At 60.1% G+C, this 17,191-nt stretch carries 15 protein-coding genes and 2 tRNA genes; 3 read left to right on the plus strand and 14 right to left on the minus strand.

Annotation, left to right across the window (positions count from 1 at the left end; genetic code table 11):
* Positions 1–70 precede the first annotated feature (70 nt).
* The 12 genes from DSM100238_RS02280 to DSM100238_RS02335 all read right to left on the minus strand — a co-directional run bounded on the left by DSM100238_RS02280 (position 71) and on the right by DSM100238_RS02335 (position 12,697).
* Positions 71–1,480, minus strand: a complete 1,410-nt coding sequence (locus tag DSM100238_RS02280; protein ID WP_152355116.1) for a PIF1 family DEAD/DEAH box helicase — start codon at positions 1,478–1,480, stop codon at positions 71–73.
* A complete protein-coding gene (locus DSM100238_RS02285; protein WP_152355117.1) occupies positions 1,467–2,366 on the minus strand; it encodes a Cof-type HAD-IIB family hydrolase in 900 nt (299 codons plus the stop codon). The genes DSM100238_RS02280 and DSM100238_RS02285 overlap by 14 nt, the downstream gene beginning before the upstream one ends.
* Positions 2,367–2,474: 108 nt before the next feature.
* Positions 2,475–3,149: an oligoribonuclease gene (orn, locus tag DSM100238_RS02290; protein WP_152355118.1), complete on the minus strand. Its 675-nt coding sequence runs from the start codon at positions 3,147–3,149 to the stop codon at positions 2,475–2,477.
* Between the two features lie 111 nt (positions 3,150–3,260).
* Complete coding sequence (locus tag DSM100238_RS02295; RefSeq protein ID WP_152355119.1) at positions 3,261–4,889, minus strand: sodium/proline symporter; 1,629 nt, start codon at positions 4,887–4,889, stop codon at positions 3,261–3,263.
* A 198-nt stretch (positions 4,890–5,087) separates the two neighbouring features.
* Positions 5,088–6,635: an IMP dehydrogenase gene (guaB, locus tag DSM100238_RS02300; RefSeq protein ID WP_152355120.1), complete on the minus strand. Its 1,548-nt coding sequence runs from the start codon at positions 6,633–6,635 to the stop codon at positions 5,088–5,090.
* A 112-nt stretch (positions 6,636–6,747) separates the two neighbouring features.
* Entirely contained in the window at positions 6,748–8,028 is a 1,281-nt protein-coding gene (locus tag DSM100238_RS02305; protein WP_240812295.1) for an MraY family glycosyltransferase, read from the minus strand.
* On the minus strand, positions 8,025–8,684 hold the full coding sequence (locus DSM100238_RS02310; protein ID WP_152355121.1) for an L-threonylcarbamoyladenylate synthase: 660 nt from the start codon (positions 8,682–8,684) through the stop codon (positions 8,025–8,027). Before DSM100238_RS02310 ends, DSM100238_RS02305 begins: the two co-directional genes overlap by 4 nt.
* Before the next feature lie 82 nt (positions 8,685–8,766).
* Positions 8,767–9,663 carry a peptide chain release factor N(5)-glutamine methyltransferase gene (prmC, locus tag DSM100238_RS02315; protein ID WP_240812296.1) on the minus strand — a complete coding sequence of 299 codons (897 nt, stop codon included), beginning with the start codon at positions 9,661–9,663 and terminating at the stop codon, positions 8,767–8,769.
* 163 nt (positions 9,664–9,826) lie between these two features.
* Positions 9,827–10,945, minus strand: a complete 1,119-nt coding sequence (gene prfA / locus DSM100238_RS02320) for a peptide chain release factor 1 (protein ID WP_152355122.1) — start codon at positions 10,943–10,945, stop codon at positions 9,827–9,829.
* A 435-nt stretch (positions 10,946–11,380) separates the two neighbouring features.
* Complete coding sequence (gene rpmE / locus DSM100238_RS02325) at positions 11,381–11,593, minus strand: 50S ribosomal protein L31 (protein WP_015450823.1); 213 nt, start codon at positions 11,591–11,593, stop codon at positions 11,381–11,383.
* A 161-nt stretch (positions 11,594–11,754) separates the two neighbouring features.
* Positions 11,755–11,828 (minus strand) — tRNA-Ile (locus tag DSM100238_RS02330).
* A 185-nt stretch (positions 11,829–12,013) separates the two neighbouring features.
* Positions 12,014–12,697, minus strand: a complete 684-nt coding sequence (locus DSM100238_RS02335) for an ECF transporter S component (protein ID WP_015450824.1) — start codon at positions 12,695–12,697, stop codon at positions 12,014–12,016.
* Positions 12,698–13,010: 313 nt separating this feature from the next.
* On the opposite strand from DSM100238_RS02335, the gene DSM100238_RS02340 reads away from it, so the two are divergent.
* The 3 genes from DSM100238_RS02340 (at position 13,011) to DSM100238_RS02350 (ending at position 15,683) form a co-directional block, all read left to right on the plus strand.
* Positions 13,011–13,673, plus strand: coding sequence for a GTP pyrophosphokinase (locus DSM100238_RS02340; protein WP_152355123.1), 663 nt, complete (start codon positions 13,011–13,013; stop codon positions 13,671–13,673).
* Positions 13,674–13,737: 64 nt separating this feature from the next.
* Positions 13,738–14,463 (plus strand): response regulator transcription factor, encoded by a 726-nt coding sequence (locus DSM100238_RS02345; RefSeq protein ID WP_152355124.1) that lies wholly within the window; start codon positions 13,738–13,740, stop codon positions 14,461–14,463.
* A complete protein-coding gene (locus DSM100238_RS02350) occupies positions 14,460–15,683 on the plus strand; it encodes a sensor histidine kinase (RefSeq protein WP_152355125.1) in 1,224 nt (407 codons plus the stop codon). Before DSM100238_RS02345 ends, DSM100238_RS02350 begins: the two co-directional genes overlap by 4 nt.
* Before the next feature lie 161 nt (positions 15,684–15,844).
* Here DSM100238_RS02350 and DSM100238_RS02355 read toward each other — a convergent pair whose 3' ends face one another.
* Together DSM100238_RS02355 and DSM100238_RS02360 are read right to left on the minus strand one after the other, a co-directional pair.
* Entirely contained in the window at positions 15,845–16,888 is a 1,044-nt protein-coding gene (locus tag DSM100238_RS02355) for a bile acid:sodium symporter family protein (protein WP_152355126.1), read from the minus strand.
* A gap of 179 nt (positions 16,889–17,067) precedes the next feature.
* Positions 17,068–17,140: transfer RNA gene (locus tag DSM100238_RS02360), tRNA-Arg, on the minus strand.
* Positions 17,141–17,191: the final 51 nt, after the last annotated feature.

Consider the following 17,191-nt stretch of genomic DNA (forward strand, 5'->3'; position numbering starts at 1 on the left):
CGCATCCGATACCACCAGTGTAGCCCGAGAATCGCGGTCACGCGGGTATCGCCATGCGGGTATCGCCTGATCAGAACAACCCGCTCTGCATGAATTCATCCTCATCCGACTGCTGTTTCCGGTTTTTGAACGACTCGTCGCCATGCTCGGCAAGCTCATGCTCTGCCATCTGCGAACGGTCTCTCAGCACGCCATCAAGGCTGACCGCTTGCGGCGAGACCAGAAACGCCCGGTCATTGATGCCGTCAAGATACAGCCCCTCCATCGATTCGACACGGGACAACGCCACATACCCCATGCCGGGCGCGAACGTCCGGCGCAAATCCATACGGGCCCGATCGAGGGTCATTCCCTGAGACTTATGAATCGTAATCGCCCACGCACAACGCAATGGAATCTGCTTGACCGAAGCGAGCACCGTCTCACCATCCATCATCTCCCAGGCCGCAGGCTGCATGATCACGATATGCCCGTTGTCAAAATGAACCATCGGGTATGTGTTTCCGTCACGATTGGTCACGAAATCCACTACTGTGCCAAGCGATCCGTTGACATATTGCTGATTGGTGTCATTGCGCAACGCCATAACCGCCGCCCCGACCTTCAGCGTCAGCAGTTCAGGGGCGAGCATCGTGCTTTTCAGGCGCTTCACCAACTGTACAGGGCCGGACGCCTCGGCTTCAAAGACGTGCTCACGGCTGTCGATCTGCGCGAGACGGCGATTGTTCAGCTCGTCGGTCTGCCGGTTGTTGGGGAACAGGTAGACGGCGACGTCATCGTCAGACGGTTCGACCCCGATGCGGGTGCCAAGTGCCGAACGGTCGGCATCGGTGACGGCGCCATGCCGGATGTCGGTCAGGACATCGAGCAGCTGGCCGGTATCCTGACGGTGCTGTTCGGTCAGATAGCATACGACAGGATTGAGCTCGGGCCACACCAGCGATTCGGTGACGAACCCTTCAGGATTGCGCCCAGCACGCTCATATCGTTCACGCATCGCGACTATCTGGGGCGGCGGAACGATAAGTTCGCGGTCGCGTCGAGCATGTGAAACCGGAGGCAGCTGGAACAGATCGCCGGACATGACCACTTGGAGCCCGCCGAACGGTTCCGGATTGCGCCGGACCGCACGACAGGCCTGATCGACCATGTCAAACAGCCAAGCGTGCATCATGGAGATCTCGTCGATGACAAGGATGTCGGTGGCACGAATCCGTTTGCCACGCCGGGTCTTGATCTGTTTCAGCAGGCTGTCGGTCATCGCTTCGGCCACGCCGACACCGCTCCACGAATGGATGGTCTGCCCGTCAAGATGCGTCGCCGCGATTCCCGTGGATGCGGTGACGGCAACGGACGCCCCACGCGCCCGTGCCTGCTTGACGAATGCGTTGAGCACATACGTTTTACCGGCACCCGGGGCGCCAGTAAGGAATACACTCGCGCCTGCATCAAGAATCCTCAGCGCGTCAGTCTGCAGCATAGGACGTCCCCTTATTCCCTGGGTGCTCTCGGGCGTTCAGCATGGCCTCGATGACGCGCAACACGCCGTGATCGGTGTTCGCCGGAGCGATGAAACGCGCCTGGTCCAATACATCCGGGTACGCGTTGGCCATGGCGAACGACCACTGCCCTGCGCTGAGCATCTGCAGATCGTTGAGATAATCGCCGAACACCATAGTCTGCGCGGGCGTAATGCCCAGCTGCTGTTGCAAGGTGAGCACCCCTCGACGCTTGTCGGTATTCGCGTCCATGATGTCCACCCAATGCGCGCCGGATACCACCACCTGATACTGCCTGCGCAGCGGCGAGAACAAGCCCTCCGCGGGAACCCGGACATCACCGAAATCGAATACCGCCACTTTCAGAACCCGGTCAGCGCGCTCACCGGTCACCGCCTCGTGCAGATCGTCGAGAAACGCAAGACGATGGTAATACTTCCGGCACTCGTCAACGAACGGAGTGTCCCGGCGGTTGATATACGCGCTATGTTCCCCGCACACCACCATGCCGACATCATGGCCTTGAGGCAAGTCGGCGAGCGCAAGGATATCGATCATCCGCGCCACCGCATCCGCAGACAACGCGGTCACGCCGACCGTGCGACCTTGGGCGACGACGAGATTGCCGTTCTCGGCGATGAACGAGCCGGACGGCATGGCGTCGCCGAACATGTCGCGCAACGTGAAAATCTGTCGCCCGCTCGCCGGCACGAACTCGATGCCTGCCTGTTGCATCCGCTCCAGCAGCGGCCAGAATCCCGCGGGAATGCGACTGTCGCCGTCAAGCAGCGTGCCGTCCATATCGGCGACCACCATTGCGATATCAGCGGGAAGTGGCGTGGATGCGGTCCATCGCGTCGCGCTCATGCTTGGTCCTTTCACCTTGTGGTATGGCAGATTGCAGTGCGGCCGATGCATGCCGGCAACGTGTCCGATGGCTGCCGGGCAGGATTCCTCGCCACTGTTGCTCGCTCGTTACTCGAGAGCGTTGCCGTTCTTCTCGTAGGTACGCAGCAGACTGGTTGCTTCGATATGGCGAGCACCCGCCTGCGCCGCTTCGGCATCCGGGCCGGGGGTCGGGACGAACAGCATATCGCGGTAATAGCGCAGCTCGTCGATGGATTCGATGATGTCGGCGAGCGCGCGATGGCCGCCGTTCTTCGCCGGGCGATTGCGGTAGACGTCCGGGTACCAGCGGCGGGCGAGTTCCTTGATGGTGCTCACGTCAATGACCCGGTAATGCAGATGCTCCATGAGGGCGGGCATGTACCGGTCGAGGAATTTCTTGTCGGAACCGACGGAATTGCCGGCAAGCAGCGGCTTGACTCCGTCCGGTGTGAACCGTGCGACATACTCGGTCACCTTGCGTTCGGCTTCTTCGAGGCTCAGGCCATGCTCCCATTCGTTGATCAGGCCGGAACGGGTGTGCATGGCGCGCACGAAATCATTCATGTGCGCGACGGCGGCGTCGGACGGCTTGATGACATAATCCACGCCTTCGTCAAGCACATTGAGATCGAAATCGGTGGGGACGACGGATACCTCGCACAGTTCGTCATGGAAAATATCCAGTCCGGTCATCTCGCAGTCAATCCAAATCATGCGTGAACCTTGTGCGGTATAGGTTTCCGCGTCGTGTGCATCTACCATTGCGTGCCTCTTTCTTTGCCTGTTGCGGTCACGTCCCAGCCGCGGCAATACACCATGCCCCTGCGGACAGGACCTCTCAGGTTACCGCAGGGGCAGGAGATACCGGTGGCATCAGATATTGGAACGCTCTTCAGCCGCCTGGATTTCAGCGGCCACCAGATCATCATCGACCTTGCGATCGGCTGGGTCGTCGAGATAATGGTCGAACTCGTAGAGCACCGCATCCTCCGGTGCCGGCGTGAGCAGGGAGACGATGACGATGAGCAGCAGGGAGATGATGAACGCGGGCAGCAGCTCATAGATGGCGAAGACGCCGCCGAGCGGTTTGATGAGATTATGCCAGATGAGTACCGTCGCCGTGCCGCCGAGCATACCGGCGATGGCACCGTACTTGTTGGTGCGACGCCAGTACAACGACAGCAGCATCAGCGGGCCGAAGGAAGCGCCGAGTCCCGCCCATGCGTACGAGACGACTTGGAAAATCGATGAATTCTGGTCGAACGCGACGAAAATACCGAACAGGAACATGACCAGCAGCGTGGTGCGCGCCACCATCATCACCTGCTTGTCCGTCGCCTTGCGGTTGATGACACCGCGATAGATGTTCTCACCCACCGCACTTGCGCCGATGATGAGATAAGACGAGGAGGAGCTCATGGATGCGGCGAAAATACCGGACACCACAATGCCGCACAGGAAACTCGGCAGCAGCGCCTGTGCGATGACGATGAAGATGTTCTCGGCGGCGGCCTGGGTGCCGAACTGGGTGGGCATCATCGCGCGTCCCGCGAGACCGATGCACACGCCGCATGCCAGTGAAATCACGCACCAGGTGGTGGCGATGATCCTAGATTTGCGGATCTCCTCGGAGCTACGGATCGACAGGAAGCGCACCAGCACCTGCGGCATGCCGAAGTAGCCCAGCCCCCAAGCGAGCATGGAGATGATAGTGATGATGCCGTAATCGGTGGGCGCGCCGAAGACCGCCTTGCCGTCGCGCACGATTTGTTCGCCCATGGAGTTGAGCACCGGGGTGGCCAGATGCGTGCCGTCGAGGAAGCCCGGGATGCCGCGCAGGAAGGTCACGGTGTTATCCACGCCACCGACCGAGACGATCGAGCCGATGAACACGACGGCGAGCGCGAAGAACATGAGCATGCCCTGGATGAAGTCGGTGACAACCACGGACAGGTAGCCGCCGATCAGCGTGTAGGCGAACACGACAGCCGCGCCGACGACCATCGTCAGATGGTAATCCCAGCCGAACAGGGTGGAGAACAGCTTGCCGACCGTCACGAAGCAGCTGCCCACGTACACGCAGAAGAAGATAAGGATAATCAGCGCTGCGATGGTGGAGATGACGTTCTTCTTGTCATGGAAGCGCTTGGAGAAGAAATCCGGCACGGTGATGGCGTCGCCCGCAACTACCGAATATCGCCGCAGACGCCGGGCCACCAGCCGCCAGTTGAGATATGTGCCGATTGCCAAGCCGATCGCCGTCCACATGGCGTCGGCAGCGCCGGTGAAGTAGGCCAGACCGGGCAGACCCATGAGCAGCCAGCCGCTCATGTCGGAGGCTTCGGCGCTCAGGGCCGTCAACCACGGGCCGACACCGCGACCGCCGGCGAAATACTGTTTCGCCGAGGAGTTCGAACGTTTCGAATAGGCGAATCCGATGGACAGCATGGCGATGAAATACAACACCATGGCGAGCAATACCCAGAAGTCTTTGGTGACCATACCCTTCTTCTCTCAATCATGACGACGACGTGTGCAGCCTATCCGTGGGGCGGGCGGACGTCTTTCGCAGGTCTCTTTCGTTCGTCTCTTTCGTCGGTAGTACCAAGAAGGCGGCCGCTCTGATGCACTGGCAACAGGGCGGCCGCCTTGCAATCCGGCAGCAATCCGCGGAATCACGCCCGCGGGGCTGTCAGGACATCAGTTGTTGTGGAAGCCGGAGTAGTTCGGCGCTTCCGCGGTCATAACGATGTCGTGCGGATGGGATTCACGCAAGCCAGCGTCGGTGATGCGGATGAAGCGGCCACGCTCCTGCAGTTCCTTGATGTTGTGCGCGCCGACGTAGAACATCGACTGGTGCAGGCCGCCGATAAGCTGGTAGAGCACGGCGTTGAGCGGTCCGCGGTACGGGACTTCGCCTTCGACGCCTTCCGGCACGACCTTGTCGTTGCTGGTGACATCGGCCTGGAAGTAGCGGTCCTTGGAGTAGGACTTCTTGCCGCGCGGGGCCATTGCGCCCAGCGAGCCCATGCCGCGATACAGCTTGTACTGCTTGCCATGCAGCAGGACCTTCTCGCCCGGAGCTTCCTCGCAGCCTGCGAGCACGCCGCCAAGCATGACGGTGCTTGCACCGGCGACCAGCGCCTTGGCGATATCGCCGGAATAGTGGATGCCACCGTCGGCGATGCACGGGACACCCGCGGCCTTGCACGCCTGGGCGGCCTCATAGACAGCCGTCAGCTGCGGGACGCCGACACCGGCGACCACGCGGGTGGTGCAGATGGAGCCCGGGCCGACACCGACCTTGACCGCGTCCGCGCCGGCGTCAATCATGGCCTGGGCGCCTTCGCGGGTGGCGATGTTGCCGCCGATGATCTGCACGCCGTTGAACGCCTTGTCGGCCTTGAGGCGACGAATCATGTCGAGTGCCAGACGGGCTTCGCCGTTGGCGGTGTCCACCACGAGCGCGTCGACGCCGGCCTCCATCAACGCGGAGGCACGCTGCCAGGCGTCACCGAAGAAGCCGATGCCGGCGGCCACACGAAGACGACCCTGATCGTCCTTCGTAGCGTCCGGGTACTGTTCGGTCTTCACGAAATCCTTGACGGTAATCAGACCGGTCAAATGGCCTTCATTGTCTACCAGCGGCAGCTTCTCGACCTTGTACTTGGCGAGCAGGCGGTGAGCGTCTTCCTTGGAAATGTCGGACGGACCGGTAATCAGATGGTCCTTGGTCATCACGTCCTTGACTTCGAGGCGATCATAATCCTCGGACGGAATGAACCGCATATCGCGGTTGGTGATGATGCCGACGAGCTTGTTGTCCTTGTCGACGACCGGCAGGCCGGAGATGTGGAATTTGCCGCACAGCTTGTCCAGGTCGGCGAGGGAGACTTCGGGGTTCACCGTCAGCGGATCGGTGATCATACCGGATTCGCTGCGCTTGACGATATCGACCTGAGCGGCCTGATCGTCAATCGACAGGTTGCGGTGCAGCACGCCGATGCCACCGTTACGTGCCATGGCGATGGCCATGTCGGATTCGGTGACGGTATCCATGGCCGCGGAAATCGCCGGGGTCTTCATGGTGATTTCGCGAGTGAGGTGGGTGGTGGTGTCAACTTCAGACGGAATCACATCCGTCTCGTTCGGCAGCAGCAGCACATCGTCATACGCGAGGCCGAGCTTGGCGAAAATCGGAGGAACTGGAGTATATGCTTGCGCTTGCGTGTCAAAATTTGAAGCCATAAAACCACTATACGGTCGTGACCTGACTTGCGACACGCGAACGGCACCGCAACGTCAACCCGTGGATGCGCGAGGCGATTGCACTCGTCCGCCTCGCCGCGTGTCAGACCGGTCAGTTCTTTGTCATTCCGGTCGTTGTCGCACGATCGGATTCCTCCGGCGTGGGGAGGTCTGCATCGTCTGCATCCCGTTGCGCAGCATGGCCGTCGGGCTGCTTCTTGGACGCGTCGGCATCCCCCATCGGCGGCGGGCATACGTGTTGTGCGGCATGATGCTTGGAATACGCAGCGTCCTCCTCCAAAATCTCCGGAATCCTCCTGCGCAGGTACGGCAGCATGGTGAGCACCGTCAGCACGGCTGCGGCGATCAGGAAGCCGACCACCACGTATTTCAAGTCGAAGAACAGGATGGTGACCGACCCGAAAGCGATGAGCGCCGCCCAACCCCACAGGATCAGCACCGCCCCTTGGACGGAATGGCCGATGCGCAGCATCCGGTGGTGCAAGTGCATACGATCGGGATGCATCGGCGATTGGCCTTTGCTCAACCGGCGCACGATGGCCAAGCACATGTCCAGCACCGGCAGGAACAGCACAAGAATCGGCAGCAGAATCGGCATGAACACCGGGACATACACGCTCGTATGCAACGAGGCGGGATCCAAATGCCCGGTCATCACAATCGACGCGCACGTAATCAGATAGCCCAGCAGCATGGATCCGGAATCGCCCATGAACAGTTTCGCCGGATGCCAGTTATGCAGCAGGAAGCCGATGCACACCCCGACCAGTGCGACATCAATCAGCGTGGCCATCGATGCGTAGCTTGGCGACGACCGGGCGAGAATATACGAATACAAGCCGAATGCGATGCCGCCGATGGCGACGATCCCGGCGGCGAGACCGTCCAAACCGTCCACGAAATTCACCGCGTTGATGGATGCGACAATCAGGAAGGCGGTGATCGCCATCGACAGTGTCGGCGATGCGGTGACCAACGAGCCGAGCGGCAATGAGATGATCTGCAGACCACCCCACGCCACGAATACGGATATCAGCAGTTGCCCGGCCAGTTTGAGCATCCAGTCAAGATCCCACAGGTCGTCTGCCATGCCGAGCAGGCAGATCATGATCGCGCCGATCATCACCACCCAAGCCTGATGATTCGCCGTGAACAAGCCTGAGATGAACGGGATGCGGCTGGCGAACAGCATGGCGACCACAAACCCGATCAGCATACCCAAACCGCCCATACGCGGGGTCGGAATCGTATGCACGTCACGCGCACGCACCCTGCCGACCGCGCCGATATGAATGGCGACATGCCGGATCAACGGGGTGATCAGCCACGTAGCGCCACCAGCCACCGCGGCGATGAACAGGTAGACCCTCATGCGCCCAATCCCCCGCCGTTGACATGCAGGGCTTCACGAATCGCCGCCTGATGAATGACACCCTCGCGCAGGACGTTGATGCCGTCGCGTTCCGTCGGGTCGGCGGCGACCACCGTACTGGCCACATGGCCTTGGGTCGGCCCGCCATCAAGATACAAATCGACCTGATCGCCGAACGCGGCGACCGCTTCCTCAACGGTTTGGGCGCTTTCATCGCCGGAACGGTTCGCACTGGATGCCGCCACCGGGCCGGTCGAGCGCAGAATGCGCAACGACAACGCGGAATTCGGCACGCGAATCGCCTGGGTCGCATGCCCGTCAGACTCACGGCGAATCGTCTTCAACCGGCAATCCTCCTCGGCCACGGCGATCGGGGAAAACGCACCCGGAAGAAACGCGGCGGCAAGACGATTCAACGGAGCGGGAAGGTACAAGCCCAAATCCTCCACTTCGTCGGCGTCCGCCATAATCACCTGCAACGCTTTGTACCGCGGGCGCTGTTTGAGCTCGTAAATCCGGTCGATAGCCTGCTGGTTGAACGGATCGCAGGCGATACCGTACACGGTGTCCGTAGGGATGACAATAACCCCGCCATCCTTGATAATCCGCGCCGCCCGTGCGATGGACCGGTCATCGACTGTGCATACCTCGCCCATAAAACCTCCGATTATTCCACCACTATTGCACCATCGCGCCCCGACGTGCCGTGTGCAGGCGGACGCAACGCGTGCAGCGCAATCACTTGATTGCGAACAGATACCGCGGCCGCGACGTGTAATCCAGACCGGTGCGCGCCTGCGAGAAACCATTAGACAACGCGTACGCGAGCATCCGATCGGCCTGGGAGATGTCATGCTCAAGCACCAGCACGCCGCCTTCGCGCAGCAATGCGGCGGAGCGGCGGACGATCCGTTCCGGAATCAGCGTGCCGTCAGCGGAACCGCCATACAGCGCGGCCTGAGGGTCGAAATCACGCACCTCAGGTTGGGTCGGCGGTTGGGACATCGGTACATACGGCGGATTGGTGACCACAAGATCGACCGAACCGTCCAGCGCCGCGAGCGTGGTGGTATCCGTAGCATCGCCGGCTTGAAGATGATAGTTGTACCCGGCTGCGGGATCACTGTCAGCGACACGCTTGGCATTGCGTTTCGTCCACTCGAGTGTCTGCGGATACTTCTCCACAGCCCACACTTCGGCGCCACGCACTTCAGTGACGATCGACAAGCCGATTGCGCCGCTGCCCGCGCATAAATCCACGACCTTCGGGGCGTACAGCCCTTCACGCGTCAGCCAATCGATACCGGCCTGCACTACGACCTCGGTCTCCTGACGAGGAATGAACACGCCCGGGCCGACCTTCACATCGAGATACCGGAACGGGACATGACCCACGATATATTGCAACGGCTCGCGCGCGGCACGACGGTCCATCATCGAACGGAACACCGCGAGCGCAGTGTCATCGACGTCGAAGCCGTCCCCCATCAGCAACGCTTTATCGATGTCACGCGGGCGAACGCCACACGCTTCGGCGAACAGCAACCGGGCGTCGTATCTGGCGGTTTCGATACCCGCCTTCCACAGACGATCCGTCGCCTCGGCGAGCAGATCCTTCAGCGTATCGATGCCCATGCGCATGCTTCCTTTCACTCGTTCCACCCGTTGGACTGTGTTCCTTGAGACGTGTTTCGATTCGACTCGCACAGTGCGGTGCTGCATGATGCCGCCACACGGCAAGCGGCGACGCGCGGAATCCACCGGCGTGCGGATCTGCATCCGCATTCCGGTATAGCAATCAGTCGGCGTTCACGCCCTGCTGCTTCTGCTGTTCGAGACGCGCTGCCTCATCTGCCGCGATGTCACTGTCGATCACCGCTTGCAAATCGCCATCGAGCACCTGGTCAAGGTTGTACGCCTTGTAGTTCGTGCGATGGTCGACAATGCGGTTCTCTGGGAAGTTGTAGGTGCGGATGCGTTCGGAACGGTCCAGCGAACGGACCTGGGAATGACGCATATCCGCGGCCTCGGCGGCCTCCTGCTCGTGCTTCATGGCCAGCAAGCGGGATTTGAGGACGCGCAGGGCGGCTTGACGGTTCTGGATCTGCGATTTTTCGTCCTGCATGCTCACGACGATACCCGTCGGGATATGGGTCATACGAACCGCGGAATACGTGGTGTTCACCGATTGCCCGCCCGGGCCGGAGCTCATGAAGATATCGATCTTCAAGTCTTTCGGGTCGATTTCGATCTCGTCGTCATCGTCGTCGGCTTCGGGGAACACGATGACACCGGCGGCGGACGTCTGGATGCGTCCCTGGGATTCGGTGACGGGGATGCGCTGCACGCGATGCACGCCGCCCTCGTATTTCAGGCTCGCCCACACGCCGTCCTCGGGGGCAGGGGTGCCTTTCGCGCGGATGGCAAGCTGGACGTCTTTGACACCGCCGAGTTCCGTAGTGTTTTCGCTTTGAATGGTGGTGGTCCATCCGCGTTTCTCGGCATACCTGAGGTACATGCGCAGCAAATCGCCGGCGAACAGCGCCGCCTCCTCGCCACCGGTGCCGGCTTTGATTTCCATGATCACGTCACGGGCATCATCCGGGTCGCGAGGAATCAGCGCTGTGCGCAGCGCTTCTTCGGCTTTCGGCAGTTCAGCTTCCAGACGCTTGGCTTCAGCGGCGAAATCCTCGTCCTCGGATGCCATTTCCTTGGCCGCCTCAAGATCGTCGAACATCTGACGGTATGTGTTGTACGCGGTGACGATGGTGCCGAGTTCAGCATGACGGCGGCCCAGCTTGCGGATTTTGTCGGGGTCGGACGCGACTTCGGGCTGTGCCATCTGCCGTTCGATATCGTGATACTCCTCCACTGCGGTCTGCGCCGCAGGGAACTGATCCTGTGGATCCTGTGCCATATACCATTCCTCGTTACCATTGCACGTGTTCGCGCGTTTGTATACCCGATGTGCTGCATTCCCGGCAGTCCCCGGCCCGGCTCTGTGCCATAGGCGCCGCGGCGACGACCAGGCGTATGTCAGCGATTGCGCTTCATCTTGCTCAACTTCACCATCATATAGGCACGCTTAGCCAAGGTCCGTATTCGCGCGCGGCTCGGGGACAAGACGAGCGGCGGACGTCAAATCGGGGCGGCATGCGGCCCAACCATCGCACCACAAGCCGATACCACCCCAGGACCGGCCCAAAGCTGCCAATACCTCAGAACAGTGCAACCCAACCGTCGCACCGCGGCCAGATCGCTAGCGGCATGCGGATACCGGGCAAACCATCATCGCCATGAACGCGTCAGAAAAACAACAACGCCAGTCCGAAGACTGGCGTTGATAGAAGCCTTACTTGCTGCGCTTGCCGTAACGCTTCTCGAAGCGAGCCACGCGGCCGCCGGTATCCAGAATCTTCTGCTTGCCGGTGTAGAACGGGTGGCAATTCGAGCACACGTCAACCGTCATATGATCGCCAGGGGCGGTGGAACGGGTGACAAACGTGTTGCCGCACGAGCAGGTGACCTGCACGGCGTGATAATCGGGATGAATACCCTGCTTCATGGTGTGTCTCCTATGGAATTCAGGTGACCCGGGTCGCCAGCCCCTATGGCGGGCGTGAACCGGAACCGTCAGTATTGTACGCGCGGTCGCGGACGACACGCTGGTGAGCCCACAGCGTATGCGACGCCGCGAACCGGCAGATTGATACAAGAGAACAGTAGTGGGGCCTCACGGGCTTGAACCGTGGACCGGCGGATTATGAGTCCGATGCTCTAACCGACTGAGCTAAGGCCCCACGTTGGAGCAAACCAACTTTTCCAATATAGCAAATCCCCTGACCGCACGCGCCCGCATCCGGAGTTCCGAGAAACAGATCCGGACGCCTTACGGGATTGCCAACTCCTGACAACGCAGGAACAGCAAGGATTCAGAAAGATCCGCCAATCGCTGAATCAGCCGGTCGCCCCAACAGCGGACACATCAGTCTGCAAGACCGCGAACCGCGCGACCGGAAGCAAAACGGTCCAGCGCACCCGTACGGGCGATGGCAAGATACAGGAACCAGCTCATGATGCCGGCGAAGACCACGCCGCCCACAACCTCGCTGATCAGATGCGTGATGCCACGCGGGCTCAGCAACGCGACACCCTGATACCTGAAGAACAGCAGATAGAAGCCGTATTCAAGCGCCACACACAATCCAGAAGCGATGCTCAACGGCAGATTGTACTTGCGATACCGCGCCAACGCGAACGGAATCTCCGCGAACACGCCTTGCAGCGCAGCGGAAATGAATACAAAGGTAAACGCGAAATTATTGCCGAACACCATCTCGGCGACCGCACCCACCAGATTCACATAGACGGCAGCGCCAGGTTTGCGGATAATCAGCAATGCAAGAGGGCCGGAAAAATACCAGAATGCATGCAGCACGCTCGCGATGCCCGGCAGCAGCGCGCCCAACACCGGCGAGATTGCCTGATACGCGAAATTGAATCCCCAGAACACCAGCCCGCATGCGACGCCGAGTGCGGCACCGACAGCAATATCGGCAGTGGTCCAGCGCAACGTGACCGGGCGCACGGAAAGCACGGTGCCGTTGCCTTGGGAAGATGGATATGTTGATATGGTCGAATCGACCTGATTGCGAGCAGAGTTGCCCATGGGATTCTCCTGTCCCTCATGGTCGCACACAGTATTGTCTCGGAACTCGGGCGTTCCTTGACCTGTGCGACTCGGGCGGGAACGCCACATGCCATCGTACCAGCGGACGGGTGCATGTCACGCGTGCGAAACCGACGTTTTCCGCACACCGGCTATAGATTGGATTGATAACGCATGATCACCGCCAAGCAGACCGCCGCCCGCGCTGTGCCGAACACATCAGCACATCTCGAGAAAATTCTCAGCATCCTTGTTTAGCGTCAGAAGCACGCATGAGCAGAAACGACAAACCCCGTGCGCCAAGGAGGCGGAAATGGCCAGTGACGCAACCCCTGCCGCAGCACCACAAGCCCACGGCACCAGCATTTACGGACCGTTCTCGCAGCAACTGTCGCAAGTCATGGATCTTATCGTCGAACGGATCGAAACATTCGACGCAGAGCAGCGCAGCACCACCGGCGAAGGAGCCTACGAACACTTCAACCACCGCATCAAAAGCGAAGCGAGCATGCGCGAAAAATGCGAGCGCAAAGGGCTGCCACCCACGCCGCACTCCGCCCTCGTCGATATCCATGATGCCATCGGATGCCGCATTGTCTGCCGTTTCGTCGATGACATGTATGCGCTTGCCGACCATTTGCGCTCCCAGCCCGGTTTCAGCGTCATCGAGGAAAAAGATTACGTGCGCCACCCCAAGCCCAACGGGTATCGCAGCTACCATATGATCCTCGACATCACTACACCGTTCATCGACGCCGCCGGTCGCACACCCGGCCACTATCCGGCAGAAATCCAGCTGCGCACCATCGCCATGGACTCATGGGCCGCCCTCGAACACCAAGTGCGGTACAAGAAAGACATCGGGCACGCGAATGCTGTGATCGTGACGCAGGAACTCAAACGTTGCGCCGACGAGCTTGCATCATGCGACCTGACAATGCAGACAATCCGCAATCTGATGAACGAGGACCGCTGACAGCCGCGCGGCACGGCGAACCCGGCATGACACGACATCCCAAACGATCCCACAAGGAGCCACAATGAAAGTCCTGATCGCCGAAGACGAACAAGAACTGGCTCGCGCCGAGCAGACCATCCTCGCCATCAGCCATATCGAAGCCGACATCGCCCACGACGGGCAGGAAGCGACCGACATGGCCGAACGCGGGGATTATGACGTGATCGTGCTCGACGTGATGATGCCCCGCGTGGATGGTATCGAAGCATTGAAACGCATCCGCTCCGCCGGCGACACCACGCCAATCATCATGCTCACCGCCAAGGCTGAAATCGACGATAGGATCACCGGGCTGGACGCCGGGGCGGACGACTATCTGACTAAACCCTTCGCCATGAAAGAGCTGCTCGCCCGCATCCGCTCACAAGCCCGCAGAAGCACCTCTTACACGCCATCCGTGCTGGATTATGCAGGGTTACGGCTCAATATCGGCAATCAGGAGATCAGCTGCGAAAACACCATGCACCTATCCGGGCGCGAAACCAAACTCTTGGCTTGTCTCATGCTCAATCCCGGCAAACCGATCAGCACCGAACGGCTGCTCTCCAAAGTCTGGGACGACGAACCCGATGCCGATACGACGCTCGTCTACGTGTACGTATCCTATCTGCGCGAAAAGTTGCGTTCCATCGCATCCGGCGTTTCGATCGCCGGTGAACGCGGCGGCAGCTATCAGCTCGTCGAATCCGCGCAAGACCGCAACGACGCCGATAGCACTGGTGCCATGCCGAAAGGCGAACGTCCATGATCGGCAAACTGCGCAGACAGTTCATGTTCAGCGCCACCATCGCCCTTCTGATTGTGCTGATTACCATCATCGGCATCATCAACGGTGCGATGGCGAGCGTGGTCGGCATCGGTTTGAACGAGTCGCTGGCGCGGATCGAAGGACGACAGACCACCGGACATAGCCTGCTGTCCAGCAAAATCCTGCCCGTCGTCTCCCCTGACGCCCGCAACTATTACATCATCACGCTCGACGCCGCATATACGGTCAGCGATTGGGACACCCACAGCGTCACTACGCCGACCAGCGACGATATCCAGGCCCTGGCCGCCTCATTTCGGACGCACAATCCGCAGATGCGCACCGGGCAGACCGTGCATATGCGTGTCGGCTCAGCGCAGTACGCCGCCCGGCTGTCCGCGTCCGGCACCGGATACCGGCTGACCATCCTGGACTACACGGAAGAATTCTCCTGGCAGGTCCGGCTGCTGTGGCTATCCATCGGCATCGGTACGCTCGCCCTGCTGGTGTTTCTCGCGGCGATCTCCCTGCTGTCAAGACGGGCAATCGAACCGACCGTCCGCACAATGGAGAATCAGAAACGTTTCATCACCAACGCCTCGCACGAGCTGAAAACCCCGGTCGCCATCATTTCGGCAGATGTGGAGGTGCTCGAAGCCGTCAACGGTGAAAACGAATGGACCGAAAGCATTCTCAACCAGTCGCGACGGCTGAACGAGCTGATTTCCGCATTGGTCCAGCTGACGAAAGCCAGCGAGGATGAACGCTTCACGCTGAGCGACGTGGACTGCTCCTCGATCGCGAAGGACGCTGCCGACTCATACCAACCAGTGATTGAGCGGCGGGGCAAACACCTGTTGGGTGACATCGAGCCGGATATCCACGCACAAGCCGAGCCGAAAGCCCTGTTGGAAATCGTCAATATCCTGCTGGATAACGCTTCAAAATATTGCGATGACGATGGGGTGGTCACCATCGCGTTGCACCGGCAAGGGCGACGCGTCCAACTGGTTGTCGCCAACGATTACGCCGCAGGCGAGCATGTCGATTACACGAGGTTCTTCGAACGCTTCTACCGGGCTGACGAATCGCATAATTCCAGCAAGGAAGGCTTCGGCATCGGCTTGGCGATGGCGCGCGAACTGACCCGGCGCATGCACGGCGACATCAGCGCATCATGGCAGCAAGGGCGTATCGCGTTCACGGTCACCATGCGGTAGCGCGCACTGAGACGGCCGCTTGCGGGCCGACGACATTGCCGGTCACTCCATCGGCCACGAAACAGCGATTGCGCGTGAACAGGCACCGCCGCCCATACGTTGAAGCCCCGTCCGCACTAGGCGCGGGCGGGGCTTCAATGCGACGGTATCAATCAGAGCAATCAGTCAGTCGCAGAAACAACAGGAGCAGCGGCCGTTGCGACCGGCTGCTTGGTCGGCTTGCCATCGACGGAATCACGCGGAATACCGTACTTGTCATCATGACGACGCCACCAAGCGGAGAGCACCGAACCGGAAATGTTGTGCCACACGCTGAAGAACGTGGACGGAATAGCAGTGACCGGCGTCGCCGCGAACGACGTCAACGCAAGCGTGGCGCCAAGGCCGGAATCCTGCATGCCCACCTCGAAGGTGATGGCCTTCTGCTGCGCATAGCGGAAGCCTTTCGGATACACCTTGTACATGAGTTTCGAGAAACCGAAGCCAAGCGCGTAACCGCACAGATTGTGCAGAATCACAACAGGAATCGCAAGCAGCGTTTCGGAGCTGAACAGCTTGGACGCGTTCGCGGACACGACCACGCCGATGATCAGGAGAATCGCGACTTGCGAGATGATCGGCAGCACAGGCGTGACCTTTTCGATCTTCTCCTTGAAAATCATATGGCACGTGACACCAAGCGCAACCGGCACAAGCACAATGGTCAACGCGCTGAGGAACAGCGACTGCCACGGAATCGCCACATAGCGGGAAGCGAGCAGCTGCATCAGCAGCGGAATCATGAACGGCGCAAGCAGCGTGGACAGCAGGCCGATCGACACGTCAAGCGCGACATCGCCACGCGACAGGAAGCTCATCACATTCGACGACGTACCGGACGGGCAGCAGCCCACCAGAATCACACCCACGGCGATAGCGCCATCAAGATGGAAAATCCAGCACAGCAAGACGGCAATCAACGGCATAATCACGTAGTGGGCGACCGTACCGACGATCACCATCAACGGTTGCTTGATGATCCGTGCGAAATCATCGACCGACAAGGTCAAACCCATGCCGAACAGAACGATCCCCAGCAGGTAACCCGTGTACCCTTTCGCCCACACACTAATCGCAGGCACAAAGTAATTGATTGCAGCCCACACGATGACAATCAAGGTGAACCATTTCGTGAGCCAGGAGGCGGCTTGTTTCACTTTTTCCATATGTTCGTTTACCCCTTTTCGCCTACACATCAGGCGTACTGCGCATATTAGGCGGTTCGAGGGCGGCCGGACACGAATGGTCAAGATGTGAAATGCCGACGCGACACACACGGCGGGCGTATGGCGGCAAACTCGCCACACCATGGCGAGCGGAGGAACCTGTCTGCCGAAAGGGATTGTGCCCGGAACGCGATTCGAACGCGCGACACCCGCTTTAGGAGAGCGGTGCTCTATCCACTGAGCTACCCGGGCAACAGATGATATTGTACACACATCCGCCCACCAACCACACGCCGCACAGTA

Source organism: Bifidobacterium apri (assembly GCF_009299485.1).
Classification (GTDB): domain Bacteria; phylum Actinomycetota; class Actinomycetes; order Actinomycetales; family Bifidobacteriaceae; genus Bifidobacterium; species Bifidobacterium apri.

Excerpts from the sequence above, each read along its gene's own strand:
- DSM100238_RS02280 (WP_152355116.1), bottom strand. The coding sequence starts at position 1,480 with ATGCTGCAGACTGACGCGCTGAGGATTCTTGATGCAGGCGCGAGTGTA.
- DSM100238_RS02285 (WP_152355117.1), bottom strand. The coding sequence starts at position 2,366 with ATGAGCGCGACGCGATGGACCGCATCCACGCCACTTCCCGCTGATATC.
- orn (WP_152355118.1), bottom strand. The coding sequence starts at position 3,149 with ATGGTAGATGCACACGACGCGGAAACCTATACCGCACAAGGTTCACGC.
- DSM100238_RS02295 (WP_152355119.1), bottom strand. The coding sequence starts at position 4,889 with ATGGTCACCAAAGACTTCTGGGTATTGCTCGCCATGGTGTTGTATTTC.
- guaB (WP_152355120.1), bottom strand. The coding sequence starts at position 6,635 with ATGGCTTCAAATTTTGACACGCAAGCGCAAGCATATACTCCAGTTCCT.
- DSM100238_RS02305 (WP_240812295.1), bottom strand. The coding sequence starts at position 8,028 with ATGAGGGTCTACCTGTTCATCGCCGCGGTGGCTGGTGGCGCTACGTGG.
- DSM100238_RS02310 (WP_152355121.1), bottom strand. The coding sequence starts at position 8,684 with ATGGGCGAGGTATGCACAGTCGATGACCGGTCCATCGCACGGGCGGCG.
- prmC (WP_240812296.1), bottom strand. The coding sequence starts at position 9,663 with ATGGGCATCGATACGCTGAAGGATCTGCTCGCCGAGGCGACGGATCGT.
- prfA (WP_152355122.1), bottom strand. The coding sequence starts at position 10,945 with ATGGCACAGGATCCACAGGATCAGTTCCCTGCGGCGCAGACCGCAGTG.
- rpmE (WP_015450823.1), bottom strand. The coding sequence starts at position 11,593 with ATGAAGCAGGGTATTCATCCCGATTATCACGCCGTGCAGGTCACCTGC.
- DSM100238_RS02335 (WP_015450824.1), bottom strand. The coding sequence starts at position 12,697 with ATGGGCAACTCTGCTCGCAATCAGGTCGATTCGACCATATCAACATAT.
- DSM100238_RS02340 (WP_152355123.1), top strand. The coding sequence starts at position 13,011 with ATGGCCAGTGACGCAACCCCTGCCGCAGCACCACAAGCCCACGGCACC.
- DSM100238_RS02345 (WP_152355124.1), top strand. The coding sequence starts at position 13,738 with ATGAAAGTCCTGATCGCCGAAGACGAACAAGAACTGGCTCGCGCCGAG.
- DSM100238_RS02350 (WP_152355125.1), top strand. The coding sequence starts at position 14,460 with ATGATCGGCAAACTGCGCAGACAGTTCATGTTCAGCGCCACCATCGCC.
- DSM100238_RS02355 (WP_152355126.1), bottom strand. The coding sequence starts at position 16,888 with ATGGAAAAAGTGAAACAAGCCGCCTCCTGGCTCACGAAATGGTTCACC.